A 23,636-nucleotide genomic window follows, 5' to 3' on the forward strand; every position below is an offset into this window, starting at 1 on the left:
TCAGATTAATGTTAGTAATTATATGGACTTATTTGATCCATCTAAAGACAAGGCAATTAACATACAAAAGACTTGGGAGTAGACATTGAATATTTGAATACCATAGAAACACATATATATAACAATTATAATCCGAAATATTCCAATGCAAAATCTGATGTTATTTTATATTCTCCTGGATTTGGAGTTTCTAGGGATATGTATACCTATCATATTAAATATTTGGTGGATTGTGGATATATAGTAGTATCCATTGGTGCGACATACGAATCTGTTTTTTCAATCTTTCCTGATGGGCGTGTTGTTAATCAAACTGCTCAATTAACTAATATCAAAAGTACAGATTTTATATTGTGGAGGGAATTGTTAGATACAAGAGTAGAAGATATCTTGTATGTTATTAATCATCTTGATTTACTATTTTCTCAATCATTGCTCGAAGGATTTAGTTATAGAAGCATAGGAATAGTGGGTCATTCTTTGGGAGGCGCTGCTGCATTTGAGGTGGCTAAAAGAGACAATAGAATTCGAGCAGGAGTAATGTTTGATGCTAGTTTCCATCTTTTAGACTTAGAAAAAAACGAAAAAATAGATACTCCGTTTTTAATTATGAGACAAGAAAAGTGTACTTACGATGAATTACTTACTGAGTTATCTGAAGGGATAATCAATCCTTTTATTAGTGGATTTGAAAAGCTCTATAAACAATTAAATGGTTATAAAGCTGCTGTAAAAGTCCAAGGAGCTCACCACATGACATTTAGTGATGTTCCAATACATTTTAAAGATATTGAAGCAATAAATAAACATGAAATTATTAGTGATTATTCAACTGCTTTCTTAAGTGAATTTATTCAAGGAAAATCATATACTTTACAGAATTCATTTAATCATAAACGATCGGCTGATATCGTTGAGATTAATATTAAGGGGCAAACAGTTAGTGTGTAGTTCAAGTAGTTGTCACCATCTGATAACACAGTATTCATGCAGCGGCTACGCCTTGGTCAATGGTGATGCTTCTGGCAGAGTAGTAGATTCATGTGACAACTTCCTGCGGAAGTTCGTGAATACCTGAACGTTATCGGAAATGACCTGAAAAGGAGAATAGAAAAATGAAGAACCTTGATATCAATTTGTGGAGAAGTACATTGTTGAATCATTTTAAGTATAATCTTGAGAAGTTTGCAACAACAACTGAAAATAAAGATGTGTACTGCTTGATTTTGGACTGTCATGCTACATATGGGAATGTTAATTTGAAGTGGAATACCTTTGATTCGTTTAAAAAACATGTTAAAAAACACTATAGTTCTTATACTTCAGACAAACTACTCGGCTTTAGGGGGCTAGAATACAATGTTGGGGATTTTTCATACGAAGACACAAAACAACCAGAATTAATAAATGAATTCGAACAATTATATGAAGAAAAACTTTCGGAGTTTTTCGATGATGAAGATGAAGAATCATCGAATGAGCTGACACAAAAGTTTATTAATGCTTTAGTGGAAATAATCTTTGAACTTAGACCTACTTTTTCTAAACTAAATAAAACGGGTCACTTTATTTCATTTATTGTAGAGCATGACTCTGAATATTATGAATACATAAAAAAGACGGTAACAATAGAAGACTATTATAAAGCATTTCCTGAGGTTAAAGAGTATGAACAATATTTAAGCATAATTTCTTCAACGTCTAAAGAAGAGCAAGTCACACATTGGTCTAATTTGTTATATGAATTTATTATTGGCAATGAAACAGAAGGTACAAGATCACTTAAACAAATGTACCGCCATAAGTACGATGTTGAGGAAGAAATAATTAAATTAGGTGTGATTGCATCAAGGGAAGTTGTCACACTCTTCGAGGTGTTTTCAGGTTACACTCCATCAATTGATGGCCAAATTATTCAAAGCGATAGTCACACGCGATGGATGTTTTTAAGTATTTTAATAGATATTAATAATGCTAATGAGGAGACAATTAATCGATTAAAGCAAATTTTAATAAGAAAATATGAAGTTGATAATGAAGTGCAAGAATGTATAAATATAGCAAGAACACTTCATACTCTTGATTCTGTACGATTCCCAGAAGAAATGCATGATGAAGGAAGACTTAGCTTATTAAACTACGAAGAATACAAGAACAATTAGTAGGTATATCTAAGAAGTTAGTCACTTCCGATAACATCATATCCACTCTCCTTCTGGCGGCTCCTCGGTCCGCCAGAAGGAGAGTGGCAGGGAAGTGAATTCAGGCGGACACATCCGCACCGACTAACCGCATTGCGGCCGCTCCCGTTGATCGCTTAAGTTGGTGGCACGTCGTGGATACAGGAACGTAATCGGAAATAACATGAATATATAAAATTAGAGCGGAGAACATCAAATGAAATTTGAAATAATTCAAGCAAACAAAGAATGTAAGGAAGTTTTGGCGAATTTGATGCAGTTTTATATTTATGACTTTTCAGAATTTATAAAATGCGATGTAGAAGAAAATGGGCTATACGGAGCGTATCCATTAGAAGATTACTGGATAGAAAAGAATCATAGATTTCCGTATTTAATTAAACAAAATGATAAGCATGTGGGTTTTGTATTGGTAAGGTTAATTGAAACGGCTGAACGTGATTACTATTCAATTGCTGAGTTTTTTATATTAAAGAAATATAGACGAGAAGGGATTGGCAAAGCTGTAGCTGCTCGTATTTTTGATTTATATAAAGGACAATGGGAAGTCTATCAGATCGAAGGAAACAAATCGGCTCAGATATTTTGGAATAAAACCATTGATGAATATACAAAAGGGCAATTTAAAGAACGGATAGAGAATGGAAGAAGAATACAGGATTTTATTAGTTGATTCAAGGGGTCATGTTACATCCGATAATATTGCATTCCCACATCGGTCGCTACGCTCCCTTGGTCACCAAGAAGAGTTTTCGTAGAAGCTGAATCAGGTGACACATCCAATCGGCTACAGGAACGTTAAGCGCAACTTCTGGAAGAGCGCATTTAAGACGGTTCAAAGTCGAGGAATTACTAAGATCGACGAAGTGATTCGAACAAGAGGTGTGATTACCGAGGAGCAAACCTATAAAGCAAACACTTTACAGGTTTTAGGCCTATTAAACGTTAACGTGGACTCGAAGATTTATCGTGGAGGGAATATATGAAATTTGGAAATAATTCTCAAGAGAATCGTGAAATAAAGATCTCAAAAGATTCAAAGACATTTTTAGAACTAAGAGAAATCGTTAACAGATTTGATCCTGTGAATCTAGTTGAAGGTGGTGCTCCTGATGACGAACATGATCGTTTAACTACGGAAATATTAATGTTGCTTTCTCAAGAGTCGATGGATGAGATTCGGGATCTTTTAATCAATTGTGAGATATGGTATGGATATGATCCCAACGATATTAAAGAAGAGTACAAAGAACGATTTAACAGCAAGATTGATAGAACGCATAAAGAGATCTTAAATTGGCATACCAAGAATAAGAACCAAGAAAATTAGATTTATGTCAGTACAGGATCAATGAAGTCAACTCAGGAAGACAGAAGCAACGCTTAACATAATATTTAAGCATCGGCTCCATTGGAGCCTTGGTCTGTGAAAAGGATTTCAGGGGGCATTTCAGCAGACAACCCTTTGGGGTTCATGAATACAGGAACGTTATGTGACATACCACAAATCATTTCTTTAAGAGGGTGAAACCATGCAACAAATCGATCTAACCAAAACCCTTGAAGAGCTTGAAAACGACTATTGGGACGAACCGAATTTTGCTTCCTCATTAGTAATACAAGTACATCAATTAAGGAAAAAACCTCTTTGCGAATTAAATAATGAAGACTTAAGACTTTTGATCGGGCAACAAATGAATCTAGATTATCTTTTGCGAATAGCCTTAGAAAAATTAATACAGAACCCATTCGGATCAGGAGATTTATATATTGGAGATTTATTTTGTTCGGTACTCAAAGTAGAGAAAGAATATTGGAACGAACATCAAGAATTAAAGAACGAATTGAATGAAGTGATTAGAATCTATGAAGAAGTGAGAAGGACATTAGACGAGCAGATAAATAAATACAGGAGCAATTTGTAAGTCGATTCCACATAACATAATATTCACGCTTCGGGCATACGCCTTTGGTCCGGCATTCGCCAGACACCCGGCATACGCTAGGTCGTTAATACAGGAACGTTATACGACAATACTGAAGAATAGGCTTAGAGAGTTTAATCAAAGGAGACGGGATGATGATGAGTATTAAAGCAATATTTCTGGACTTTTATGGAACCTTGGTTCATGAGGATGACGATATCATCCCATTGATCTGTAAGGAAATACAAGAAAATAGTGTGGAAGAATACGAAGTAAGTGATATAGGTAGATACTGGTGGAACATATTTTCGAACATGTTTAAAAACAGCTATGGTGAGACATTTAAATCCCAGCGCGAACTCGGGATTTTATCATTATCTGAGACGATTTCTAAATATAGATCAAACTGTGATGTAAATGAGATCATCCAGAAGCAATTCGATCACTGGAGTGAGCCTAAAATATTTAGTGATACAATTCCATTTCTAGAAACTCTTCAAGGATATGAAGTCTACATATTATCGAATATTGACACAGCCGATGTAAAAGCCGCAATAGCTTATCATGGGATAAAGGTAAATGAAATAATTACAAGTGAAGACGTTAAATCATATAAACCAAGACCAGAATTATTTATTGAAGCCTTAGAAAGACACAATCTGTCTCCTAAAGAGGTGCTACATATCGGGGATTCTTTAATGAGCGATGTCGGTGGAGCAGGTATTTTAGGAATAGCGACAGTCTGGTTAAATCGGTTAAATAAGATTAAAACAGATATTGCAGAACCCAACTTTATATGTAGAGATCTAAAAGAAGTAAGAGATATTATTAGTGGAATCGAAGAAGGAAGTATCGTCGTATAACAACGCATTTCTACCGTGAGCATTCGTCCTTGATCGCTTAGAAGAATTTCAAAGAAGCGGTATCAGGCGATACATGCAACAGGCTAAGTCCATCGACCCGTTCCTTCGGTCATTTAAGCCGCTTGAACGTCAGGAATGCAACAACGTTTTCCGAAAGGCAAGCGAGAAGGGGAGTTCATCGGCAACGATGGCAAAACTCAATACGAATGAGTATGTGTCGTTAGACGTAATCGATAAATTATGTACGGCATTGGGATACCAGCCTGGAGATTTATTGGAGCATATAGCAGATCAATGATGGGATGAAAATATCTGCTGATTATTTGAAGATGAGATCCGTCGCTTAACATAATATTCAAGCAGCGACTCTTCATGGAGTCTTGGTCTGTTGGAGGGATTTCGTGGAAGCAGATTCAGCAGACACACCCAGCATTCACTTAGTCGTGAATACAGGAGCGTTATCTGAAAGAGCTTGAAACATAATTAATGAGGGTGAATTCGATGGAGTTGTACAACACAAAGAATGAACTAGATCGCATTGATTTTCATGATTGCATAGTTGAATCAATTTACTTAGAAGAGAATAAGATTACTTTCAATATAGAATCAGTTAATGTATTGGTTGGTCATATGTTAAATCCATATGATGTTGCTAAAAACACTGACCAATGCACTTTAGAATTTATCAATGTTGAGAGATATGAGTCAGGGTATTTTGAACGGGAGAAGGATACAAGGATAGATATTGAATTAATTCATAATAATGATTTTGAAATACTTAAATTTGATATCCTTGCAGAAGAGGGTATGAACCTATATAAGCTATTTGGAATGGCGTCAAACTTTAATAATGAATTTTCTGAAATAATTATAAGAGCTGAATATACAAACATTAAGTGGAATAAGTACGTTTCTAATGCTTGGTTTGTCAATTGGCCAAAGACTAAATAGCTTTTTATATCGCATATTCGAACAAAAATTCCCCTTAGATAACAACGTATTCACGCGGGAAGCCCATGGCGGCCCTTAAGCCAGTAAGGGTTCGTGAATACAAGAGAGTTATATGAAATCAGCAAACATATACAACGTATTTATTTGGGTGCATATAATTTTGTCAGGAAGTGATTGAGTGAATAAAGAAATTCTACTTGAATGGGATAACCAGTATAATTCGATGAAACGCACGAAAGAAAATTACTGGAAAACCTATAGGAAGTGGCGTGACGAGAACAAAAGCGATTATCATGATACTTTTATGGGAAAGTTATATGATGAATTTATAAGTCTTGAAGAGCGTGCCATATACCTAAAATATAGTTTTAATACAACAGAAGCAGTGGTATTTTGCTCAATTAATATCTTTTACATAGAAGAGCAAATAGGCACTTATGATATAGAGTTCTTTTTGAACGGTGAGATCGCTGATGATTACCTGGATTTTGGAGACGTATTACTTAAAGATCGGATGATTAAAGTAAAGCATAATTTGAAGACTGCAAGAAGCGCTTTAAAACTGGGATTTGAAGTATCAGACATTTTGAAAATCTCAGAAATCCCACTCAATTATATAGAAATATTAAAAGGAAAATATAGTTGATATAAAGGGAATGGTATAAGAGAAATAAGTGATTCGAAGAAGCAGATGACATCCTATAACATTATATTCACACTGCGGACATTCGTCCTTGGCCCGGCATTCGCCGAACACCCGACATACGTCGGGTCGTGAATACAGGAACGTTATACGCAACCCCTTAAGAATGTTAAACCATGCAACCAATTAATAACAAATAATAAATATAGGTGAAAGAATACATTTACAACGTAGCAGTTGAAAACCAGGATGAACGGAATATTAGAAGGTGTACCATATAACAATAAATTTCCACATCGTTAGTTATGCTCCTTGGTCATCAAGAGGAATACCAGCGAAGCGGATTCATAATAAAGTGCAAACTAAAGAATATTTCTATTATGCGAAAGAGAGGATCAAATGAATTATCATTTTGGTTTTTCATGGAAGGGTCTGATCATCTTTTTATTGCCAATGATACCAAATATATTTTATTTTTTAATTCCTGCGTCAGATATATCAGGAAACAATGCAAATAGCCATTTGATTTTAGATGTTTTGGAGCACGGAAGTCAGGCGATATTTTTCTTTCTTCTGATATTTGTTGTAAGAAAACAAGCATCTGAAATGCGATGTCCGTATATAATTGGTATGGCAATAATGTTGATTTTTTATTATGGGCTATGGATATTGTATTTTACAGGCAACGCAAACTCGATTATTTTTTTGGGGATGGCCTTTCTCCCGGTAGTATATTTTATATTAGCTGAGATTTGGCTTCAAAATTATCTGCCTATTATACCAACAGTACTTTTTGGTATTGTGCATGTCATTAATACATATTTGTCTATTGCGAATTAAAGGGAGGACAACAATCCTCTTAAATTTTGATTGTGCGTTCAGCATCCATTCTATATCAAGGATTAAGTCTCGAATGGTGAGGTTAGAAGTTAGCCATAGCTTAAGGCAGGGGTGTCCAACGTGAGCAGGAATCTGAATGAAGTCATCGGCAAATCTCCGGTCCGAGGAACACGAGCCTCTTATAAGGCTAGCGTTCATTGGATGAAGTTACTACACAAACCAAAGTTGATACTGCTGAAGGCGTACGAGAGTAAATGAGGGGATCTTTCCTATGCGGAAACGGATTTGATAGGAGCAAAAGATAGAACCAAAAGATAAAACACGTAAAGACATATTAAATACATAAAACACACAAGACATATAAGGATGTGGAATCGAAGAAGAAGGGGCAGCGTATAACAATGCATTTTTGCTTCGTCGCTGACGCTCCTCGATCTTCAAGAGGGATTTCGGAAAAGTGGAATCAGGCGACATATAAGTGGCAAAGCCACCCGGAGCTCCGGTCCTTAAGCCGTTTGGACGTCAGAAATGCGCAACGTTATGCGTAATACCCTAAAATTAAGAAGAAACTAAAGAACAATAAAAGAAGAAACATAATAAAACTTACATTGAAGGTGATAATTATGAAAGAATGGGACTACAGTAAGCCTTGGTTTCATGGCTCGCCATTATTTCTAAATGAATTACTAGTCGGAAGCACAATAACTCAAGATCGAGAGTTAGCAAGAATCTTTTCGCAGAAACCATCTATTGTTTCTTTTGATGAGAATGGCGCAAGATTTCATAATGGTAAGTTATGTGGATACATTTACATAATTGATGAGGAAATTATAAGTGAGGATGTATATCCACATCCAGCAACTACCATGAAACCTGGTGAAGAATGGCTCATAAAAAGAGGATTAAAAGTACGAAAGATAGATGAAACAAAAACAAGAGCGGAAGAACAACTTTCAGAGGAAGAGGAGTTAGAATTATTGGAAAAGTTAAATAACAAATAGCCCATAGCTTGGTCACAGAAGAGGGTGCTGTGTATAACAACATATTCACGCATCGTTCCATCCGGCTCTCGGTCCAGAAGGGGCATTTCGGGGAAGTGGGGACAGCCGGATAATCCTGCACTAGCTAAGGCCCTCTGACTCGGGGTATTTGCCCCTTAAGCCAGTGAGAGTTCGTGAATACAGGAACGTTATGCAAACTTAACAAAGAACTATTAAAACAGTATTCTGTCATGGGAGTGAAATCTTTGATTGAAAACAATATCCAAATTCGAAGAGCAGAAGCAAAAGATGCAAAGTATCTCGCTAAACTTAACGTTGAATTTAACGGAGTGGGAATTTCAGAGGAAGAAATTATTGAAGGCTTATCTTATTCAAATGAGATTGTTGTAATAGCCTTAATCAATGATCTACCCGTTGGATTCGCATGTGCTCAGTATTTTAAATCAATCTGTTATTCAGAACCGTATGCAGAAGTAACCGAATTGTATATTATGGGGGACGCTAGAAGGAAGGGAATTGCTACAAAGGTATTAGACTTTGTTGAGAAAGAACTTATATTAAAAGGCGTTAGATCGGTGAAAGTGCTGACAGGTAAAAAGAATGAAACAGCGATAAAAACATATGAAAAATCAAATTATATAAAGAAAGAAGAGCGAGTACTACAAAAGAAAATATAGATGAAATAGAACAATAAAGATGTATAGAACCTAAAGGTTATAAAGAATGTGAAAGTAAGTCAAGAGGTCGTTAACAACGGATAACATAATATTCAAGCTACGGCTCCTTCGGAGCCTGGGTCTGTAGGATAGAATACGAAGAGGAATATCAGAAGATAACCCCTTCGGGGTTCATGAATACAAGAATGTTATATGCAATTGCCGAAATGCTAATCAAAACTTTATAGGGGCTGGGGGATTTCATCGGCAACGATGGCAAAGCTCAATCCGAATGAGTATGTATCTTTAGAAGTAATTAATAAATTATGTACGGCATTGGAATGCCAGACTGGAGATCTTTTGGAACATCTAACAGACTAATGAAAGAATAAAATATAAGAGGATGTTGGCTAACTGGAAGAAATGATTCCGTCGTATAACATAATATTCAAGCAACGGCTCCTTACGGAGCCTGGGTCTGCAGGATGGATTTCGAAGAGGCATTTCAGCAGACAAGCCCGTTGGGGTTCATGAATACAGGAACGTTATCTGACATAAACCTATTACATTTAGGAGCAAATAATGAAGATCACTTTCTCGAAATGGGTTCAATATTATCGAAGAAATAATCAAAATCTCAAATATATTCATTGGGATGACAACTATAAATTAACAACTAATGAAAAAGAAATAATCATTAAGTCACTTCAACAGTTTCAATTAGGAGAAAACTCTGAAGGTAAATATCTAATTAAACGTGCACAAGAATATGTACATCAGACACAAGATCAGGATTACTATGAAGCGCTTATAGAATTCATTAAAGAAGAACAAAGGCACGCTAGAGATCTGGGCAGATTTATGAAGGTACAGGGAATCCCACTCCTTCGTAGACATTGGGTGGACAATGTATTTAGAAGATTACGTCGATATGCGAGTTTAGAACAATCAGTCATTGTTCTATTAACCGCTGAGATCATTGCTAAGTTGTACTATAAAGCTTTGCAAAAATCTACAAAGTCAGAAGTATTAATCGATTTATGTAATCAGATTTTAAGTGATGAGGAGAAACATGTTCAGTTTCAATCTGAAACACTTCATAAATTTGCTCAAAATAGAAACGTTCTCTTTAACAGAATAGTTTATATCCTTCGTAGAATCCTTTTTGAAGGAACGCTAATTGTAGTGTGGTATCAACATAAGCCTGTATTTAAAGCAGGGGGATATAAATACAAAAGTTATTACTATGAATGCCGCCATGAGTTTAACTTAACAAAGAAGATTATAGCTAATTTACAGTAGAGGTTTACGTCAGATAACATTATATCCATACTTTAGGTCCTGACGCTCCCTCGGTCATCCCGAAGGGAATTGGCAGGGAAGTGGAATCAGGCGGACACATCCGCACCGACTAACCGCATCGCGTTCGCCCCTAACGTGACTTAAGTCGGTGGGGCGTCGTGGATACAGTAACCTTATAGGAAATCTGCGTATAAAAATACAAAATAAATTATTCAAACTCTGAATAGGAGTGAAATCATGCTGGAAGCGGTTATTTTCGATATGGATGGTACACTATTTCAAACAAACAAAATCTTAGAGTTATCGTTAGAAGAAACGTTTTCTGTCTTGAGGTCTCGTAATGAATGGTCGAGTGAAACTCCGACTCAAAAATATCGTGAAATTATGGGAGTTCCTCTACCAGTAGTTTGGGAAACGTTACTACCGAACCATTCAACTGAAATCAGACAAATTGTGGACGAGATCTTCCTAGAGAAGCTAATTGCAAATATTAATAATGGCAATGGCGCCCTATATCCTCATGTCAACGAAATCTTTGATTTTTTAAAACAGGAAGGCTGCTTAATTTTTATTGCAAGTAATGGACTAATCGAATACCTCAATGCTATTGTTAACTGTTACAAGTTAAATAATTGGGTGACAGAAACCTTTAGCATCCAACAAATAGAGACTCAGAATAAGGATGACTTAGTTAGATCTATCCTTATGAAATATCACATCAACAATGCTGCTGTAGTTGGCGACAGGATCTCTGATATCAAAGCAGCAAAAAACAATGGATTGAAGGCTTTCGGTGTTCGATTTGACTTTGCCCAAGAATGGGAGCTTAAACAAGCGGATTATATTATTGATGATTTACTTGAATTGAAAAAATATATTTAACATCATGGGAAGTGGAATATTTGTGTAAGTGTTTTGGAAGAAGACGCTGACATCATATAACATAATATTCAAGCAGCGGCTCCTCACGGAGCCTTGGTCTGCTGGAAGGGTTCCGATGAGGCAATTTCGGCAGACAACCCCTTTGAGATTCATGAATAAAGGAACTTTAGCAGAAATTCCTTAAATCGATATAAAAAATTAAGTAGGTGGAGTTCAAGATGTCTTATATGAAACCAGTAATTCGTGAACCTTATTACGATAAACCAATATGGATTGAAAATGAAGTGACTCGAAAGGAGTTCACTTTTTTATCCTCGAATAGCAGTGAAGCTGAAGTAGAATTGTTTTTATTGCATTTATTTGGATATAACAGAATTGATGCCTCAATTTCTTTTGAAGAATCTTTTAAAGTGCTATTAAAGGAAGATGAAGTAGCGATATTAGGTGGGGTTGCTTTTTTACAGGATGATGAGACATTTATCATGCCTAGCTGCTGTTGTGGACTTGAAGAAATACAATCAATAGATTATTCAATTAAAGCTAAACAAAGTCCATGGCTTGGACATGACCCATCGCCTGGAGCCTAGAGAAATGCAAAAAGGACTTATTAGGGTTTATAGAAGAACCATTATATAAATGGATTAAGGTAAGAGATGTAGAAATAGCAAATCGAATGAGGCAAAAAATGCTTCACTGGTTTTTGAAAGACGAATATTTATGTATGCATTTCAGGAAGTCAGGAGCTTCAGCTAACATTATATCCACGCTTCGGAGCCAGGCGGTTCCTCGGTCCGCAAGAAGAGGATTGCAGGGAGTAGATTCAGGCGTACACATCTTGCACCGACTAACCGCATCGCGGCCGGCTCTTGGCGGAGCCTTAAGTCGGTGGGACATCGTGGATACAGGAACGTTAGGCGAAATCACTGCAAAATCAATATTTTGAGGGAACTATTACGTGGAGATCAACCAAGAAATAATAAAAATGCTATATCAAATTCAGTGGTTTAGTAAATGTGGAATAAGAGATTATCAAAGTGATACCGTAATATATACTAATTCTTGGGTTGAAGCGTCTGAACATTATAATTCTCGAGAATGGGAAGAAACAACTTTGAAGGCCAGGAATCAGTTGACTTTGTATTTACATAATAATTTTTCGAAAGAGTATTTACATTGGAATGCCATAGTCAAAGAAGCAAAGATAATTATCAATACGATGTTAAGCGAGCAACTGGATAGAACTCGAAATGAGTTCCAACTAGAGGATGTATTCAGTGAATGTGTTAGATGGGATATCTTAAATATAATTATGGAATACAGTTATTTAAGTAAGATGAGAAAAAAATATAATAGATTTTACTCGGAACAAATAATATATATCTATTCTATAGGTCATCTGCCTTGTGGATGGGAAGGGAAATGGCCTTCAGGTAAGTTAGTGATTTTTTAAATATTGTTGAAAGCTTCTCGGGAAGGCAGTGACATCAGCTAACATAATATTCACGCTGCGGACATTCGTCCTTGGCCCGGCATTCGCCGGACACCTAGCGTTCGCTAGGTCGTGAATACAGGAACGTTATACGAAATACTTCGAAAGCAGGAAAAACATGAAAACAAATAAGGCGATGAGAAATTTATTGAATGAGCTTGCTCAATCAAACGAATCGATCAGTTCGAAGTTATTTAACCCTACTTTTCATGAATGGGACAATTGCATTGTAGTTGATGCTTCAAGTTTAAGAGAGACATATTCTATTGAAGAAACCATTTATCAAGATCGAACGGATTTAGAAGCCTCAATTAATCATTACCATATAGAGGATTTAAGGACTGGACTAAAACTCATTTCGAATTGGAAAGAGAATATAAAGTTGAACTACTCTGAAAAAGACTTTATTTTAATTTTAAGTTCTACAATTGAAGGAGAAGATGTGGTCATTAGATTCTATCAATTTAGACATGATGAACCTGAATGGATTAAATTAAATGACCTTGAAGGTTATAAAGAAGAAGCTATATTAATAATTGAGATTTTAAATGCAGTTCAATGATGCGAAATGCTTCGTATAACATAATATTCAAGCAGCGGCTCTTAACAGAGCCTTGTTCTGCTGGATGAATTTCGTGGGAGCGTTTCAACAGACACATACGACTAAGTCGGACATCGTGAATACAGGAACGTTATCTGAAAGATTGAAAAATGATTAAAACTGTTAAAAGAACAAGTACATACTTTCTAATTATAGAGTTAATTCAATTGCAACGTTTTGTTGCTAGAGGGGGAAGTGATCAAGGTGCTAATTTTGATTCTGCTTATAATTATTGTTATCGGAGTAGCAATTATAGAAGGGAGATTAAAAAAGAAACTTGAAAATGATGAAAGAATTATTGAAAAATTAGATGTGTTAATTAATGAAGTGAGAGATATACGTAAGGAATAGAGAAATAATAATCACAAAAGAAAATAAAGGCTTATTGTTAATAGTAAATCGCTGAAACCTATCAAATTCAAATCTGGATCGGCTACAGCTGCTAATTATCTTGATAAGATTCTCAATGAAGGCTCCAACATCTTATAACAAAGTATTCACTCGGCGGGCCGGCTGACGCCATCCCTATGTCCGCCAGGGCAGTTCGAGGAGCGGAGTCAGGCGGACAACCCTGCGAACCTAACCGCAGTCACGGCAGTCAGCTAAAGCTGCCTTAAGGATAGTATTCGTGAATACAGGAACGTTTTAGAAAATCAGCGCAAAACGAAAAATAAAAGCAAATTATTATCAGTTAATTTAACTAACAGACAGTATAGTTAATCATTCTTACGAATAAAATTCACTTATTTTCCAGTCAGCAAACCGTAAGAAATAATGATTGTTAAGAAGAATCTAGAAAATGTTGAATAGATGAAAGGAGAAATTTTGATGCAATTTAAATTGTATATGGATGTGCATGAGTTTTATAGAGATACCTACGAAGTGCTGATGCGTCATGAGGCACAAAATATGATTCCTCTGGGAAATATCATAATTGGACATCAAGGAAAAGACAAAACAGATTGGCGTGACCCTGTAAATTGGCTCATGGTCACTATTTCGGATGCTACGGGCATACAACTTACTGCAATAATGACACCGCCACACAATATTACACTTTATGCAACGGACAACATCCTTAACCCGGAGGCTGTACGCTGTTTGATAGCCGGGCTCAATGACCGTGAAATTCCGGGTGTGACGACGGAAAAAAAATTGGCGGAGTGTTTTGCCGAAGAATATGTCTTGCGCAAGGGTATAACTATTCATACAACCATGCGCCAATGTATATATGAACTTACAGCGGTAAACCCGGACATTCCAAAGATCGGTACCGTTCGGCTGCTGGATAAAAAGGATCTTCACTTCTTTCCCTACTGGTCTGAAGCTTTTTCTGCAGCGTCAAGTTATGGCAAAACAGAAATGTTCATACCGCAAGAGGCAGAGCCTTATCTCTACCGGATCGCATCGAAAAAACTCTATATTTTAGAGGACGACAAAGGAATGCCTGTTTCCATGGCCGGATATACAAGGGAGATGCAAACGGCTATCGGCGTGGCCTTTGTCTATACGCCTCCCTATGAGCGCGGAAAGGGCTACGCGACTTCGATCGTGGCACACATTAGCCAACTTGCATTGGAGAAGGGATTTACTAAGTGCGTTTTATATACAGACTTAGAAAATCCCACATCAAATAGCATCTACCGAAAGATAGGCTATATGCCAATTTGTGATTCACTTCAACTAGAATTTGAATATTAGAATGATGTGGATAGGACTTCTAACAAGGTGAAATGAGAGCATCATATAAAGTAAAGATACAGCGGTAAATATGGAGAGACCGCCGTTTTTGTGAATCAAAATAGTTAAATACGTGTGGTTCTGTATATACCCGTTGATGCATCAATAGAACATTACTATAAATTTTACTACGGTGCTCCATATTTAGACTGGGCTTGGTCTTCATTTCCCGAATACTATTTCGAAATTGTAAAACTATTAATTGATAATGGAGCAAATTTAAATGACAAGGATTTCCCATCGATAGTGAGTGCTGCCAGGCATGGAAAGAGAGAAGATTTTGAATATATTATTAATCGTGGAGCCGATATCAATTTAGTTAGCTTAGTATGATGCCGACCCATTTCCTCCAGGTTACCTTGTAACAATCAGAAATGGCTTCATTAAAGCACTGAAGCGAAAGGAATATATATAAACATGAACAATTCCCTCCTGAAACTTCGAAAGAAATTTATCTTGATAATAGTGATTATAAATATAATTTGGTTATTTTCATCTATCATCAATTATGATATTACTATATTCAAAAAAAGTAACTTTGTAATTCCTATCGTACTACACATCATTTTATTTCTTTGGTTAGGCTATAAAAGTAAAGGAAGAAAGCTAATTCTTTTTGTTGTTTTGATTATTTTTTCTTCTCTTCTTTTGATTAAGTATTCATTGGCTCCAGTATTTGATCCATACAGCTACGAACATCTGCATATCCCTGGCCCTGGGCATTATAGTGAAGTTATAGTTGAACATCGAGCTAATCTGCTGGATCAAGGCATTACACAGTATCGTGTCTACCAAACGAAGTTTTGGGGTTTATTCTTAACTGAGTTAACGACTAAGGAAGTTGTGATAGAAGAACCACATGACTTATATCTTTCCCAAGAAGATATTTTTGATTACTCTGCTCCAAAATGGACGAGAGGGACAGTTAGCTTTGATACCTATAAAGGAAAACTTACTCTCAAGCTCAAATGACTGAACATAAAACCCAAAATATTTATGAATTGGATTTACTTCAAGAAGGTTATGGAAAGGCATTAGGATAGGGACATAAGGACGATTTTAAATGAGAACTCAAAGAAGCGCCCGACATCACCTACCATAATATTCATGCTGCGGACATTCGTCCTTTGTCCGGCATTTGCCAGACACTCAGCATACGCCGAGTCCTGAATACAGGAACGTTAGCAGAAACCAAGGGATTCCTTAATCAAATTATAAAGATTAGATATACTATTATTAAAGGACGGGGATTTCAATGAGTAGCTTGTTATTAACTTCTTGTGGTTTTTATACTGATGATATTAAAAATCAATTTCTGGATTTTATTGATGGAGATATTTCTCAATTAAAAGTCTCAATTATTACAACAGCATCCCCTAGAAAAGAAACTAATAGATATGCACAAAGAGCAATGCAAGAGTTTAAGGATATGGGATTTCAACAAATCAATTTTATAGATATTGAATTTGATGACCCGCAAATTCTCTTACATAGAGATGTTATATATATCAATGGTGGAAATCCATTTACACTATTGTATTACGCGAAGAAAAGTGGTGCTGATGAAATTATCAGAACACTGGCCGCACAGAATGTAATTATAGTTGGAGTAAGTGCAGGAACGTTATTACTGGGGCCGAATATTAACATTGTGGATTTCTTTACTCCACAGATGAACACAATGAATTTAAAGGATTTTAAGGCATTAGGTGTAACCGACAAGCTTGTTTTTCCTCACTATGATCGAGAGGATATATTTAAAGATAGTACTAATAAAACAATTGAAGAGAAGATTGTAAAATTTGAATCCAATGAGAACTGTAAAGTGACAAGACTTAAAGATGAAGAATATATCTCAATCTTAATGAACCAAGCACATTGAATCGAAGAAGCCCCTGAAATCTTGCTAACACCGTATTCACGCTGGGGCTACGCCCTTTGGTCTGCCAGTGGGGTTCGAGGAAGTAGTATCCAGCAGACAACTCCTGTGAGGATAAGTCTTCGACCCAGTCGCTCCTTTAAGTCTCTCGGGTTCGTGAATACAACAACGGTAGATAAAATAACGAAGAAGTTTATATCGGGAGTTGATTCATTGAAGTATTCAACGGTAGTTCTTGACTTGGACGGAACATTATTAAATTCAAAAAAAGAAGTATCTAAAAGAAACGTAGATGCGGTCTTATCCTGTTATCAGAAAGGAATGAGAATAATATTTGCAACAGCTCGACTGCCCAGGGCGGTTAATTGGTTGCTTCCACAAGGATTAGTAGATATCGGGGCTTTTGTGTATTACAACGGAGCTCAAGTGATATGTAAGGAAACCAAGATAGAAATTAATGAATCAATCCCTGCTCATGTAACTACAGAAATTCTTGATTACTGTTTGAAGTGTGACTCTCAAATTGAGCTGACTATGGAAGTGAAGGATGAGTGGTTTAGTTTAAGAGAGCTTGATTATATTAGCTCAATGAACACACAATCAAACCCCATAGTAAAACCCTTAAAAGAATTAAAGAAATATGATGCTACGAAGATACTTCTGACTGGCAATAATCACAATTCTGGATTGTTTGAAAAATTCGAGGGTAGAGTGAATATACTAATTACGGATAATAATAAATTAGTACAAATCATGCCTCTTCTGGCATCTAAGGAAATGGCAATTACTAAACTCTGTGAATTATATAATGTAGAATTGGATTCCGTTATTGTATTTGGTGATGATCATAATGATGTAGGCCTCTTTAAGATGGCGGGATATTCTATTGCTATGGGAAATGCGATTAGGGAATTGAAGGAAATCGCTGATGAAATAACCGTTAATAATGATGAAAACGGTGTTGCTGTAAGTTTAGAAAGATTTTGTGGGTAACTCAAGGTTACTTTAACAGTGCATTCATAGATCGTCGCACTTAATCCTCGGTCCCCAAGAGGGATATCGGAGAAAGTTGATTAAGGCGACACGTTCAATCAGCAAAGTGTACTGACCCGTTCCCTACGGTAAGCTGCTTGAAAGTCAGGAATACAACAACGTTAGATGAAATTACCAGAGCAAAGTGATGTGAACCCATGAAAAGGATTCGAATACACAAATGGATAATTGAATATGATTTTAATAAAACCAAAGAGTTATATAAATCTTATCATTTAATTACTGAGGGGTGCGATTGTTTAAATTGTAAGAACTTTGTTGAGGCAATTCCATTCCTACCGAAGGATGTTGTAACCTTTTTTGATAGTTTAGGAATAGATCCAAGAAAAGAAGGAGAAGTATCTGAATACTGTGAGAATGAAGATGGAACGCATTTATATGGTGGGTTCTTTCATATAGTTGGTAGATTGATTAGTGGACCTGATGTATGGAACGAAAATGATGAATCAGGAACAATAACTTCATTAGACAAAGATTTATATAAAATCGATAACTTCAGATTTGGATTTACGAATGAGATAAATTTAGTGCGTGATGGATTTCCAGAGCCAATATTACAAATTGAATTCGAAGGGATAGTTCCGTGGGTAATTTCGGAGTAGTCTGGTAACATCATCTAACATTATATCTGCGCATCGGAGCCTGGCGGCTCCTCGGTTCGTCCGAAGGATATAAGCAGAGGATCCGCACAGCCTAGCATCGCGGCCGCTTAAGTCGGTGGGACGACGTGGATACAGGAAGGTTAAATGAAATTACTAAAAGCATAAGATTAGAAAGGATGCGAGTCATTATAATAGATTTCAATGATAATAAATTAAATGCTTTTTTCCAACAACTCGAAAATATTAAACAGAGTTATAATGATTTATCTTCTTCGTGCTTACATAAGAACTCACAAATGCCGTGGACTGAATTTAAAAAAGAATATGAAAGCATTGGGGAAGTAATTAATGAGGAAAAGTTCAATCATATCCAAGCAGAATTAATAGAAGAAGTTATGTATTCAATATTAGAAATGCTGGATGGTTATAGTAATTTAGGATTTGATCTTGATGTGATAGACAAACAAACAGGGGAATCTATAAAAAATGGAATACAACTACATGATAGATATAGAGATTTTATAGATAAGAGTAAGTAGTGGAAGCGATCAGGAAGACAGTATATCTTCATAATATTCGCGTAACGGGCATGTGCTCTTTTTACGGCAAAAGCCGAACATCCTAGCATTCGCTAGGATCGAAGATACAGGAACGTTAGCAGAAATCAGGGGAATGCTTAATTAAATTATAAAAATTAGATAAACTATTATTTAAGGATGGGGGATTTCAATGAGTAGCTTGTTATTAACCTCTTGTGGTTTTTATACTGAAGATATTAAAAATCAATTTCTGGATTTTATTGATGGAGATATTTCTCAATTAAAAGTCTCAATTATTACAACAGCATCCCTAGAAAAGAAACTAATAGATATGCACAAAGAGCATTGCAAGAGTTTAAGGACATGGGATTTCAGCATATCAATTTTGTAGATATTGAATTTGATGATCCGCAGATTCTCTTACATAAAGATGTTATATATATCAATGGTGGAAATCCATTTACACTATTGTATTACGCGAAGAAAAGTGGTGCTGATGAAATTATCAGAACACTGGCCGCACAGAATGTAATTATAGTTGGAGTAAGTGCAGGAACGTTATTACTGGGGCCGAATATTAACATTGTGGATTTCTTTACTCCACAGATGAACACAATGAATTTAAAGGATTTTAAGGCATTAGGTGTAACCGACAAGCTTGTTTTTCCTCACTATGATCGAGAGGACATATTTAAAGATAGTACTAATAAAACAATTGAAGAGAGAATAGTAGAATTTGAATGCAATGAGAAATGTAAGGTGACAAGGCTTAAAGATGAAGAATATATCTCAATCTTAATGAACCAAGCACATTGAATCGAAGAAGCCCCTGAAATCTTGCTCACACCGCATTCACGCTGGGGGCTACGCCCCTTGGTCTGCCAGTGGGGTTCGAGGAAGTAGTATCCAGCAGACAACTCCTGTGAGGATAAGTCTTCGACCCAGTCGCTCTTGTAAGTCTCTCGTGAATACAACAACGTTATAGGAAATCAGAGCAAAACAATTATCAAATAATACATAGAGGTTGAGTAACCATAAGTAATGGTTGTCTAAACAACTCGTTGGAGGTTTGCACATGGAAATTGCAAATGAAGTAATCGAAAGTATGTTGATTAAGTTTAACTCTGAGAGGAAATGGACTCTCCAAGCGATAGAACAATTGTCAGATGAAGATATAACATGGGCGCCTAACTCTGAAAGTAATAGTATCACAAACCTAGTCGCTCATATTCGAGGCTGTGTTCATTCGAGAATAGAAACAATTTTTTATGATACTCCAGACACTAGGGACAGAGAAAAGGAATTTGAACGTGGACTTAAATATTCTAAAGAGCAAGTTTACAACATGACAAAAGAAGCATTTGATATAATCATTCTCTATCTCGAACACCTCCAATCAAACCCTGAATTGTTGTTATCACAACCGTTTATCAATCGTCCACCTCTCACATATAGCCAGGTAAACAATGAGACAACGGTTCTTAATCTAATGATAGCAATGATTAGAGAAATGCATTATCACACCGGACAAATAGTATATGTAGCAAAGATTAGAAAGGGACAACTTGTATGGAATTATGACTAGTATAAAGGTGCCTAAATGTGAAAGTGTTTCAATGAGGGCTCTGACATCCTATAGCAGCATATCTACGTTGCGGACCGTTCCGCCCTTGGTTCGCAAGATGTGAGATGCGAAGAAGTGGATTCAGCTTACAACCCTGCGAGGCTAATCTTCGACCCAGTCGCTCCTGTAAGTCTCTCGGGTTCGTGAATACAACAATGTTAGCCGAAAGAAGTTCTTATTTTAGGAGGAGTCTATATGATATTAGAAAAAGTTATAAATAGAATTGAAATACAAAGTGAATATAAGGATCTGGTTGATAAGTATATAGATCATATACTTAACGAATTTAAAGGTAAGATTCATAGCATTTATATGTGTGGCTCGATTCCAAAAGGAACAGCTAAACCTTTTAAGTCAGATGCAGACTTTACTATTGTATGTGCAAATCCCAAAGATATTGATTACGAAAGATTGTCAATGATTAAAGACAGGCTTTTGGAAGAATATCCATTCGTCACTAAGATGGATACGATCATTTGCTCGATTGATGATGTATTAAGTAGACCGAATGATTGGGGTTTTTGGATTAAGATTATTTGTGTTTGCATACATGGGGAAGACATTGGTGAAAAAGTACCCCCGATCATAATTTCTCCAGAATTCATTTTAGACTTAAATACAGATACCAAGGAGGAAGTAGATCGTGTACATCGATCACTTTCTAATGTTAGTGATCACTCAATGAAAACTAGATATATTAAAGGTTACTCTAAGAGATTAATTCGTGCATTATATTCTTTGGTTTTAGAAGATACAGGGGTATGGGAAGATGAAATCATTAAGATGAAGAATGCCATATTAAACTATTTTGAGATTAACGCCGCTTTAGTTGAGTATCTATATGCTTGTTACTTGGATAGCGATGTATCTGTTGAAGAGTTTCTGGAAACCGCAGATGAAGTATATAGCTATTTTGAGAACGCCTTAAATAAAATGGCTGCTTCCAGAAATTCATTTGGCTAACAATATATTGAAGAGTTTTAGAATGTAATTCAATGATGCCGGCAACAGCGGATAACATTGTTTTCACCCATCGTACTCTAATACTGTCCTTCGGTCACCAGAAGGTAAGGAACCAGGAAGCGGTGTCAGGCGATCACCCCTGCACTGGCAAAGTGGCGGAGCCACTCGGCCTACCTACCTTAAGCCATTGAGGCGTCGTGAATGCACGAACGTTATGCGAAAGGCCGAAGAACGTATAAACCATGAAAATTTAAAGGATGAAAGAAATGAGTAAGAAGACATATCTTGTGAATATAGCTTATCTAATTGACTTAACTGACGAAGAATATAAAGAAATCGATGGGGATTTGACTCCTGTACTAGAAAATGAAATTACAATAAGGAGAGATTTGAAATTACATTGGGAGAGCAGTTCCTCTGTATATCTCGATCCAGAAGCAATGAATTGCGGAAGATGCGCAAAATGTAATTCATGGGCAACTGATAGAGAAAAGCCAAATCATATTGATGAACTCAATAACGGAGCTGTTGTTGAAGGGCAATTACTTTGTGATGAGTGTTTGCCAGAGGAGCATAGATGGGCCTTCTAAAAATGGATAATGGTTAGTAATTCGCAGAAGTCTGATCCATCTCACTCTTCGAGTCATTCGGAGCTCGGTCCGGCCAAAGTAAGATGAGGATTCGGAGAAGTATTTGGTAGCTGCAGGGAAGTGGAATCAGCCGTACACATCCGCACCGACTAAGCGCATCACGCCCAGCGACTTCGTCTCTTAAAGTCGGTGGGACGTCGTGAATACAAGAACATTAGCAAAAACCTCTGTTAAGAACTGTGTTAAAGAACAGAATCAAATACAAAAATTTTCAGACTTGCGTCATCGTAATTCAAAGACAGTTTATACAGAGGAGTGGGGATTCATGATTAAAAAATCGGAGGAATTTTTAAAGATGATGTTAAATTTCTTCCCTTCCACTAGTACTGATTATAAAAAATCAATTGAGAATCACGGTATGGTATTAGAAACTGTCATAATTGAGGGAATATTCATGCCGGAGATTATTAAGTTATTAAGCGAGAATAGAAATAACAAGCTTCTAGAAAGTATTTTTGATTATTTTGAAGAAGTATCTAATTGCAAAGATGATTACTTAATTGATAGCATTTTTTCAGTTACGGTATTGGAAATATTGGGTAACGACGAAAAGATTCTTCGGGCTGCACAAGAGTATATGGGACCTAAAACCATGCAACTTCAATTAGAGGCTGATAGAGGATTAGGTAGGATTAGATAGAAGCTGATTAACGTGGTGGGACATCGTGGATATAAGAACGGTTATCCAATACTACCAATCAAAACAACAAGCATAGGAGCAATATTATGACAATTATTTTCAAAGAAATAAAAGACATTGATACACAGGCAATTCAAGAACTGTTTCATTCGGTGGACTGGAAATCAGGAGATTTTCCAGAAGATCTTAGACAAGCAATAAACAACTCGCATACGGTTATTACTGCATGGGATGATAACAAATTAGTTGGTTTAATAAATGCATTGTCTGACGGCGTGATGACAGTATATTTTCATTACATGTTAGTACACAAAGAATATCAATCATTAGGAATTGGTAAGAGAATGATGGAACAAATGCTTAGTCGATATTCTAATATCAAAACAAAAGTGCTTATATCCTATGATAGTGCAGAAAAATTCTATGAAATATTTGGATTTAAGCCAGAAGAAGGAACTAAAGCCATGTTTATTTCAGATATGGTATAGCATTGAAGTAAAGATTCCGATCAGACGTGAAATGATTATAGATGAAGTTGTTTTTAAGAAGGTCGCTATATAAAGCTTCAATTCGGATATTCCGACGTATAACA

General features: G+C 36.2%; 31 protein-coding genes and 1 pseudogene. All 32 read left to right on the forward strand.

What is annotated here, in order from left to right; all coding sequences use genetic code 11:
* The first annotated feature begins 93 nt into the window (after positions 1-93).
* The 32 genes and pseudogenes from MHI52_RS12225 to MHI52_RS12380 all read left to right on the forward strand — a co-directional run bounded on the left by MHI52_RS12225 (position 94) and on the right by MHI52_RS12380 (position 23,532).
* Positions 94-951, forward strand: coding sequence for an alpha/beta hydrolase family protein (locus MHI52_RS12225; protein WP_405159075.1), 858 nt, complete (start codon positions 94-96; stop codon positions 949-951).
* Between the two features lie 164 nt (positions 952-1,115).
* Complete coding sequence (locus MHI52_RS12230) at positions 1,116-2,162, forward strand: hypothetical protein (protein WP_405159076.1); 1,047 nt, start codon at positions 1,116-1,118, stop codon at positions 2,160-2,162.
* A 235-nt stretch (positions 2,163-2,397) separates the two neighbouring features.
* Positions 2,398-2,874 carry a GNAT family N-acetyltransferase gene (locus MHI52_RS12235; RefSeq protein WP_282321806.1) on the forward strand — a complete coding sequence of 159 codons (477 nt, stop codon included), beginning with the start codon at positions 2,398-2,400 and terminating at the stop codon, positions 2,872-2,874.
* Positions 2,875-3,183: 309 nt separating this feature from the next.
* Positions 3,184-3,531, forward strand: coding sequence for a hypothetical protein (locus MHI52_RS12240; protein WP_127543665.1), 348 nt, complete (start codon positions 3,184-3,186; stop codon positions 3,529-3,531).
* Positions 3,532-3,733: 202 nt separating this feature from the next.
* Positions 3,734-4,126, forward strand: a complete 393-nt coding sequence (locus tag MHI52_RS12245) for a contact-dependent growth inhibition system immunity protein (RefSeq protein WP_405159077.1) — start codon at positions 3,734-3,736, stop codon at positions 4,124-4,126.
* Positions 4,127-4,278: 152 nt separating this feature from the next.
* Positions 4,279-4,989 (forward strand): HAD family hydrolase, encoded by a 711-nt coding sequence (locus tag MHI52_RS12250; protein ID WP_405159078.1) that lies wholly within the window; start codon positions 4,279-4,281, stop codon positions 4,987-4,989.
* A gap of 73 nt (positions 4,990-5,062) precedes the next feature.
* The gene (locus MHI52_RS12255; RefSeq protein WP_405159079.1) at positions 5,063-5,287 is read left to right on the forward strand and encodes a helix-turn-helix domain-containing protein; all 225 of its coding nucleotides are present in this window, start codon (positions 5,063-5,065) and stop codon (positions 5,285-5,287) included.
* A 203-nt stretch (positions 5,288-5,490) separates the two neighbouring features.
* The gene (locus MHI52_RS12260) at positions 5,491-5,940 is read left to right on the forward strand and encodes a hypothetical protein (RefSeq protein WP_127543661.1); all 450 of its coding nucleotides are present in this window, start codon (positions 5,491-5,493) and stop codon (positions 5,938-5,940) included.
* Between the two features lie 178 nt (positions 5,941-6,118).
* Complete coding sequence (locus tag MHI52_RS12265; RefSeq protein ID WP_405159080.1) at positions 6,119-6,586, forward strand: hypothetical protein; 468 nt, start codon at positions 6,119-6,121, stop codon at positions 6,584-6,586.
* Between the two features lie 396 nt (positions 6,587-6,982).
* Entirely contained in the window at positions 6,983-7,423 is a 441-nt protein-coding gene (locus MHI52_RS12270) for a hypothetical protein (protein ID WP_405159081.1), read from the forward strand.
* A gap of 623 nt (positions 7,424-8,046) precedes the next feature.
* A complete protein-coding gene (locus MHI52_RS12275; RefSeq protein ID WP_405159082.1) occupies positions 8,047-8,424 on the forward strand; it encodes a hypothetical protein in 378 nt (125 codons plus the stop codon).
* 173 nt (positions 8,425-8,597) lie between these two features.
* Positions 8,598-9,101 (forward strand): GNAT family N-acetyltransferase, encoded by a 504-nt coding sequence (locus MHI52_RS12280; protein ID WP_405159083.1) that lies wholly within the window; start codon positions 8,598-8,600, stop codon positions 9,099-9,101.
* A gap of 228 nt (positions 9,102-9,329) precedes the next feature.
* Positions 9,330-9,461, forward strand: a pseudogene (locus MHI52_RS12285) (helix-turn-helix domain-containing protein); the annotation flags it as partial.
* Between the two features lie 201 nt (positions 9,462-9,662).
* Positions 9,663-10,382, forward strand: a complete 720-nt coding sequence (locus tag MHI52_RS12290; protein ID WP_405159084.1) for a ferritin-like domain-containing protein — start codon at positions 9,663-9,665, stop codon at positions 10,380-10,382.
* 237 nt (positions 10,383-10,619) lie between these two features.
* Positions 10,620-11,264 (forward strand): HAD hydrolase-like protein, encoded by a 645-nt coding sequence (locus tag MHI52_RS12295; RefSeq protein WP_405159085.1) that lies wholly within the window; start codon positions 10,620-10,622, stop codon positions 11,262-11,264.
* A gap of 218 nt (positions 11,265-11,482) precedes the next feature.
* Entirely contained in the window at positions 11,483-11,851 is a 369-nt protein-coding gene (locus MHI52_RS12300) for a hypothetical protein (RefSeq protein ID WP_405159086.1), read from the forward strand.
* 368 nt (positions 11,852-12,219) lie between these two features.
* Positions 12,220-12,714, forward strand: a complete 495-nt coding sequence (locus MHI52_RS12305) for a hypothetical protein (protein ID WP_127545936.1) — start codon at positions 12,220-12,222, stop codon at positions 12,712-12,714.
* A gap of 157 nt (positions 12,715-12,871) precedes the next feature.
* Complete coding sequence (locus MHI52_RS12310) at positions 12,872-13,315, forward strand: hypothetical protein (protein ID WP_127545939.1); 444 nt, start codon at positions 12,872-12,874, stop codon at positions 13,313-13,315.
* A 243-nt stretch (positions 13,316-13,558) separates the two neighbouring features.
* Positions 13,559-13,705 (forward strand): hypothetical protein, encoded by a 147-nt coding sequence (locus MHI52_RS12315; protein ID WP_405159087.1) that lies wholly within the window; start codon positions 13,559-13,561, stop codon positions 13,703-13,705.
* Between the two features lie 477 nt (positions 13,706-14,182).
* Complete coding sequence (locus tag MHI52_RS12320) at positions 14,183-15,055, forward strand: GNAT family N-acetyltransferase (RefSeq protein ID WP_405159088.1); 873 nt, start codon at positions 14,183-14,185, stop codon at positions 15,053-15,055.
* A 114-nt stretch (positions 15,056-15,169) separates the two neighbouring features.
* The gene (locus MHI52_RS12325; RefSeq protein WP_405159089.1) at positions 15,170-15,427 is read left to right on the forward strand and encodes a hypothetical protein; all 258 of its coding nucleotides are present in this window, start codon (positions 15,170-15,172) and stop codon (positions 15,425-15,427) included.
* Positions 15,428-15,511: 84 nt separating this feature from the next.
* Positions 15,512-16,066: a hypothetical protein gene (locus MHI52_RS12330; protein WP_405159090.1), complete on the forward strand. Its 555-nt coding sequence runs from the start codon at positions 15,512-15,514 to the stop codon at positions 16,064-16,066.
* A 283-nt stretch (positions 16,067-16,349) separates the two neighbouring features.
* Positions 16,350-16,976, forward strand: coding sequence for a Type 1 glutamine amidotransferase-like domain-containing protein (locus MHI52_RS12335; protein ID WP_405159091.1), 627 nt, complete (start codon positions 16,350-16,352; stop codon positions 16,974-16,976).
* Positions 16,977-17,129: 153 nt separating this feature from the next.
* Entirely contained in the window at positions 17,130-17,966 is an 837-nt protein-coding gene (locus MHI52_RS12340; RefSeq protein ID WP_405159092.1) for a Cof-type HAD-IIB family hydrolase, read from the forward strand.
* Positions 17,967-18,163: 197 nt separating this feature from the next.
* Positions 18,164-18,628: a hypothetical protein gene (locus tag MHI52_RS12345; RefSeq protein WP_127545951.1), complete on the forward strand. Its 465-nt coding sequence runs from the start codon at positions 18,164-18,166 to the stop codon at positions 18,626-18,628.
* A 125-nt stretch (positions 18,629-18,753) separates the two neighbouring features.
* Positions 18,754-19,167: a hypothetical protein gene (locus MHI52_RS12350; protein ID WP_405159093.1), complete on the forward strand. Its 414-nt coding sequence runs from the start codon at positions 18,754-18,756 to the stop codon at positions 19,165-19,167.
* A gap of 363 nt (positions 19,168-19,530) precedes the next feature.
* A complete protein-coding gene (locus tag MHI52_RS12355) occupies positions 19,531-19,983 on the forward strand; it encodes a Type 1 glutamine amidotransferase-like domain-containing protein (protein ID WP_405159094.1) in 453 nt (150 codons plus the stop codon).
* Positions 19,984-20,242: 259 nt separating this feature from the next.
* A complete protein-coding gene (locus MHI52_RS12360; protein WP_282321788.1) occupies positions 20,243-20,752 on the forward strand; it encodes a DinB family protein in 510 nt (169 codons plus the stop codon).
* Between the two features lie 234 nt (positions 20,753-20,986).
* Positions 20,987-21,754, forward strand: coding sequence for a nucleotidyltransferase domain-containing protein (locus MHI52_RS12365; protein ID WP_405159095.1), 768 nt, complete (start codon positions 20,987-20,989; stop codon positions 21,752-21,754).
* A gap of 266 nt (positions 21,755-22,020) precedes the next feature.
* Positions 22,021-22,344, forward strand: coding sequence for a hypothetical protein (locus MHI52_RS12370; protein WP_221825150.1), 324 nt, complete (start codon positions 22,021-22,023; stop codon positions 22,342-22,344).
* 199 nt (positions 22,345-22,543) lie between these two features.
* Entirely contained in the window at positions 22,544-23,044 is a 501-nt protein-coding gene (locus MHI52_RS12375; RefSeq protein ID WP_405159096.1) for a resolvase, read from the forward strand.
* A gap of 86 nt (positions 23,045-23,130) precedes the next feature.
* The gene (locus tag MHI52_RS12380; protein WP_405159097.1) at positions 23,131-23,532 is read left to right on the forward strand and encodes a GNAT family N-acetyltransferase; all 402 of its coding nucleotides are present in this window, start codon (positions 23,131-23,133) and stop codon (positions 23,530-23,532) included.
* Positions 23,533-23,636: the final 104 nt, after the last annotated feature.

Origin of the sequence: Paenibacillus sp. FSL H8-0283 (assembly GCF_045040675.1) — a bacterium.
Taxonomy (GTDB): domain Bacteria; phylum Bacillota; class Bacilli; order Paenibacillales; family Paenibacillaceae; genus Paenibacillus; species Paenibacillus amylolyticus.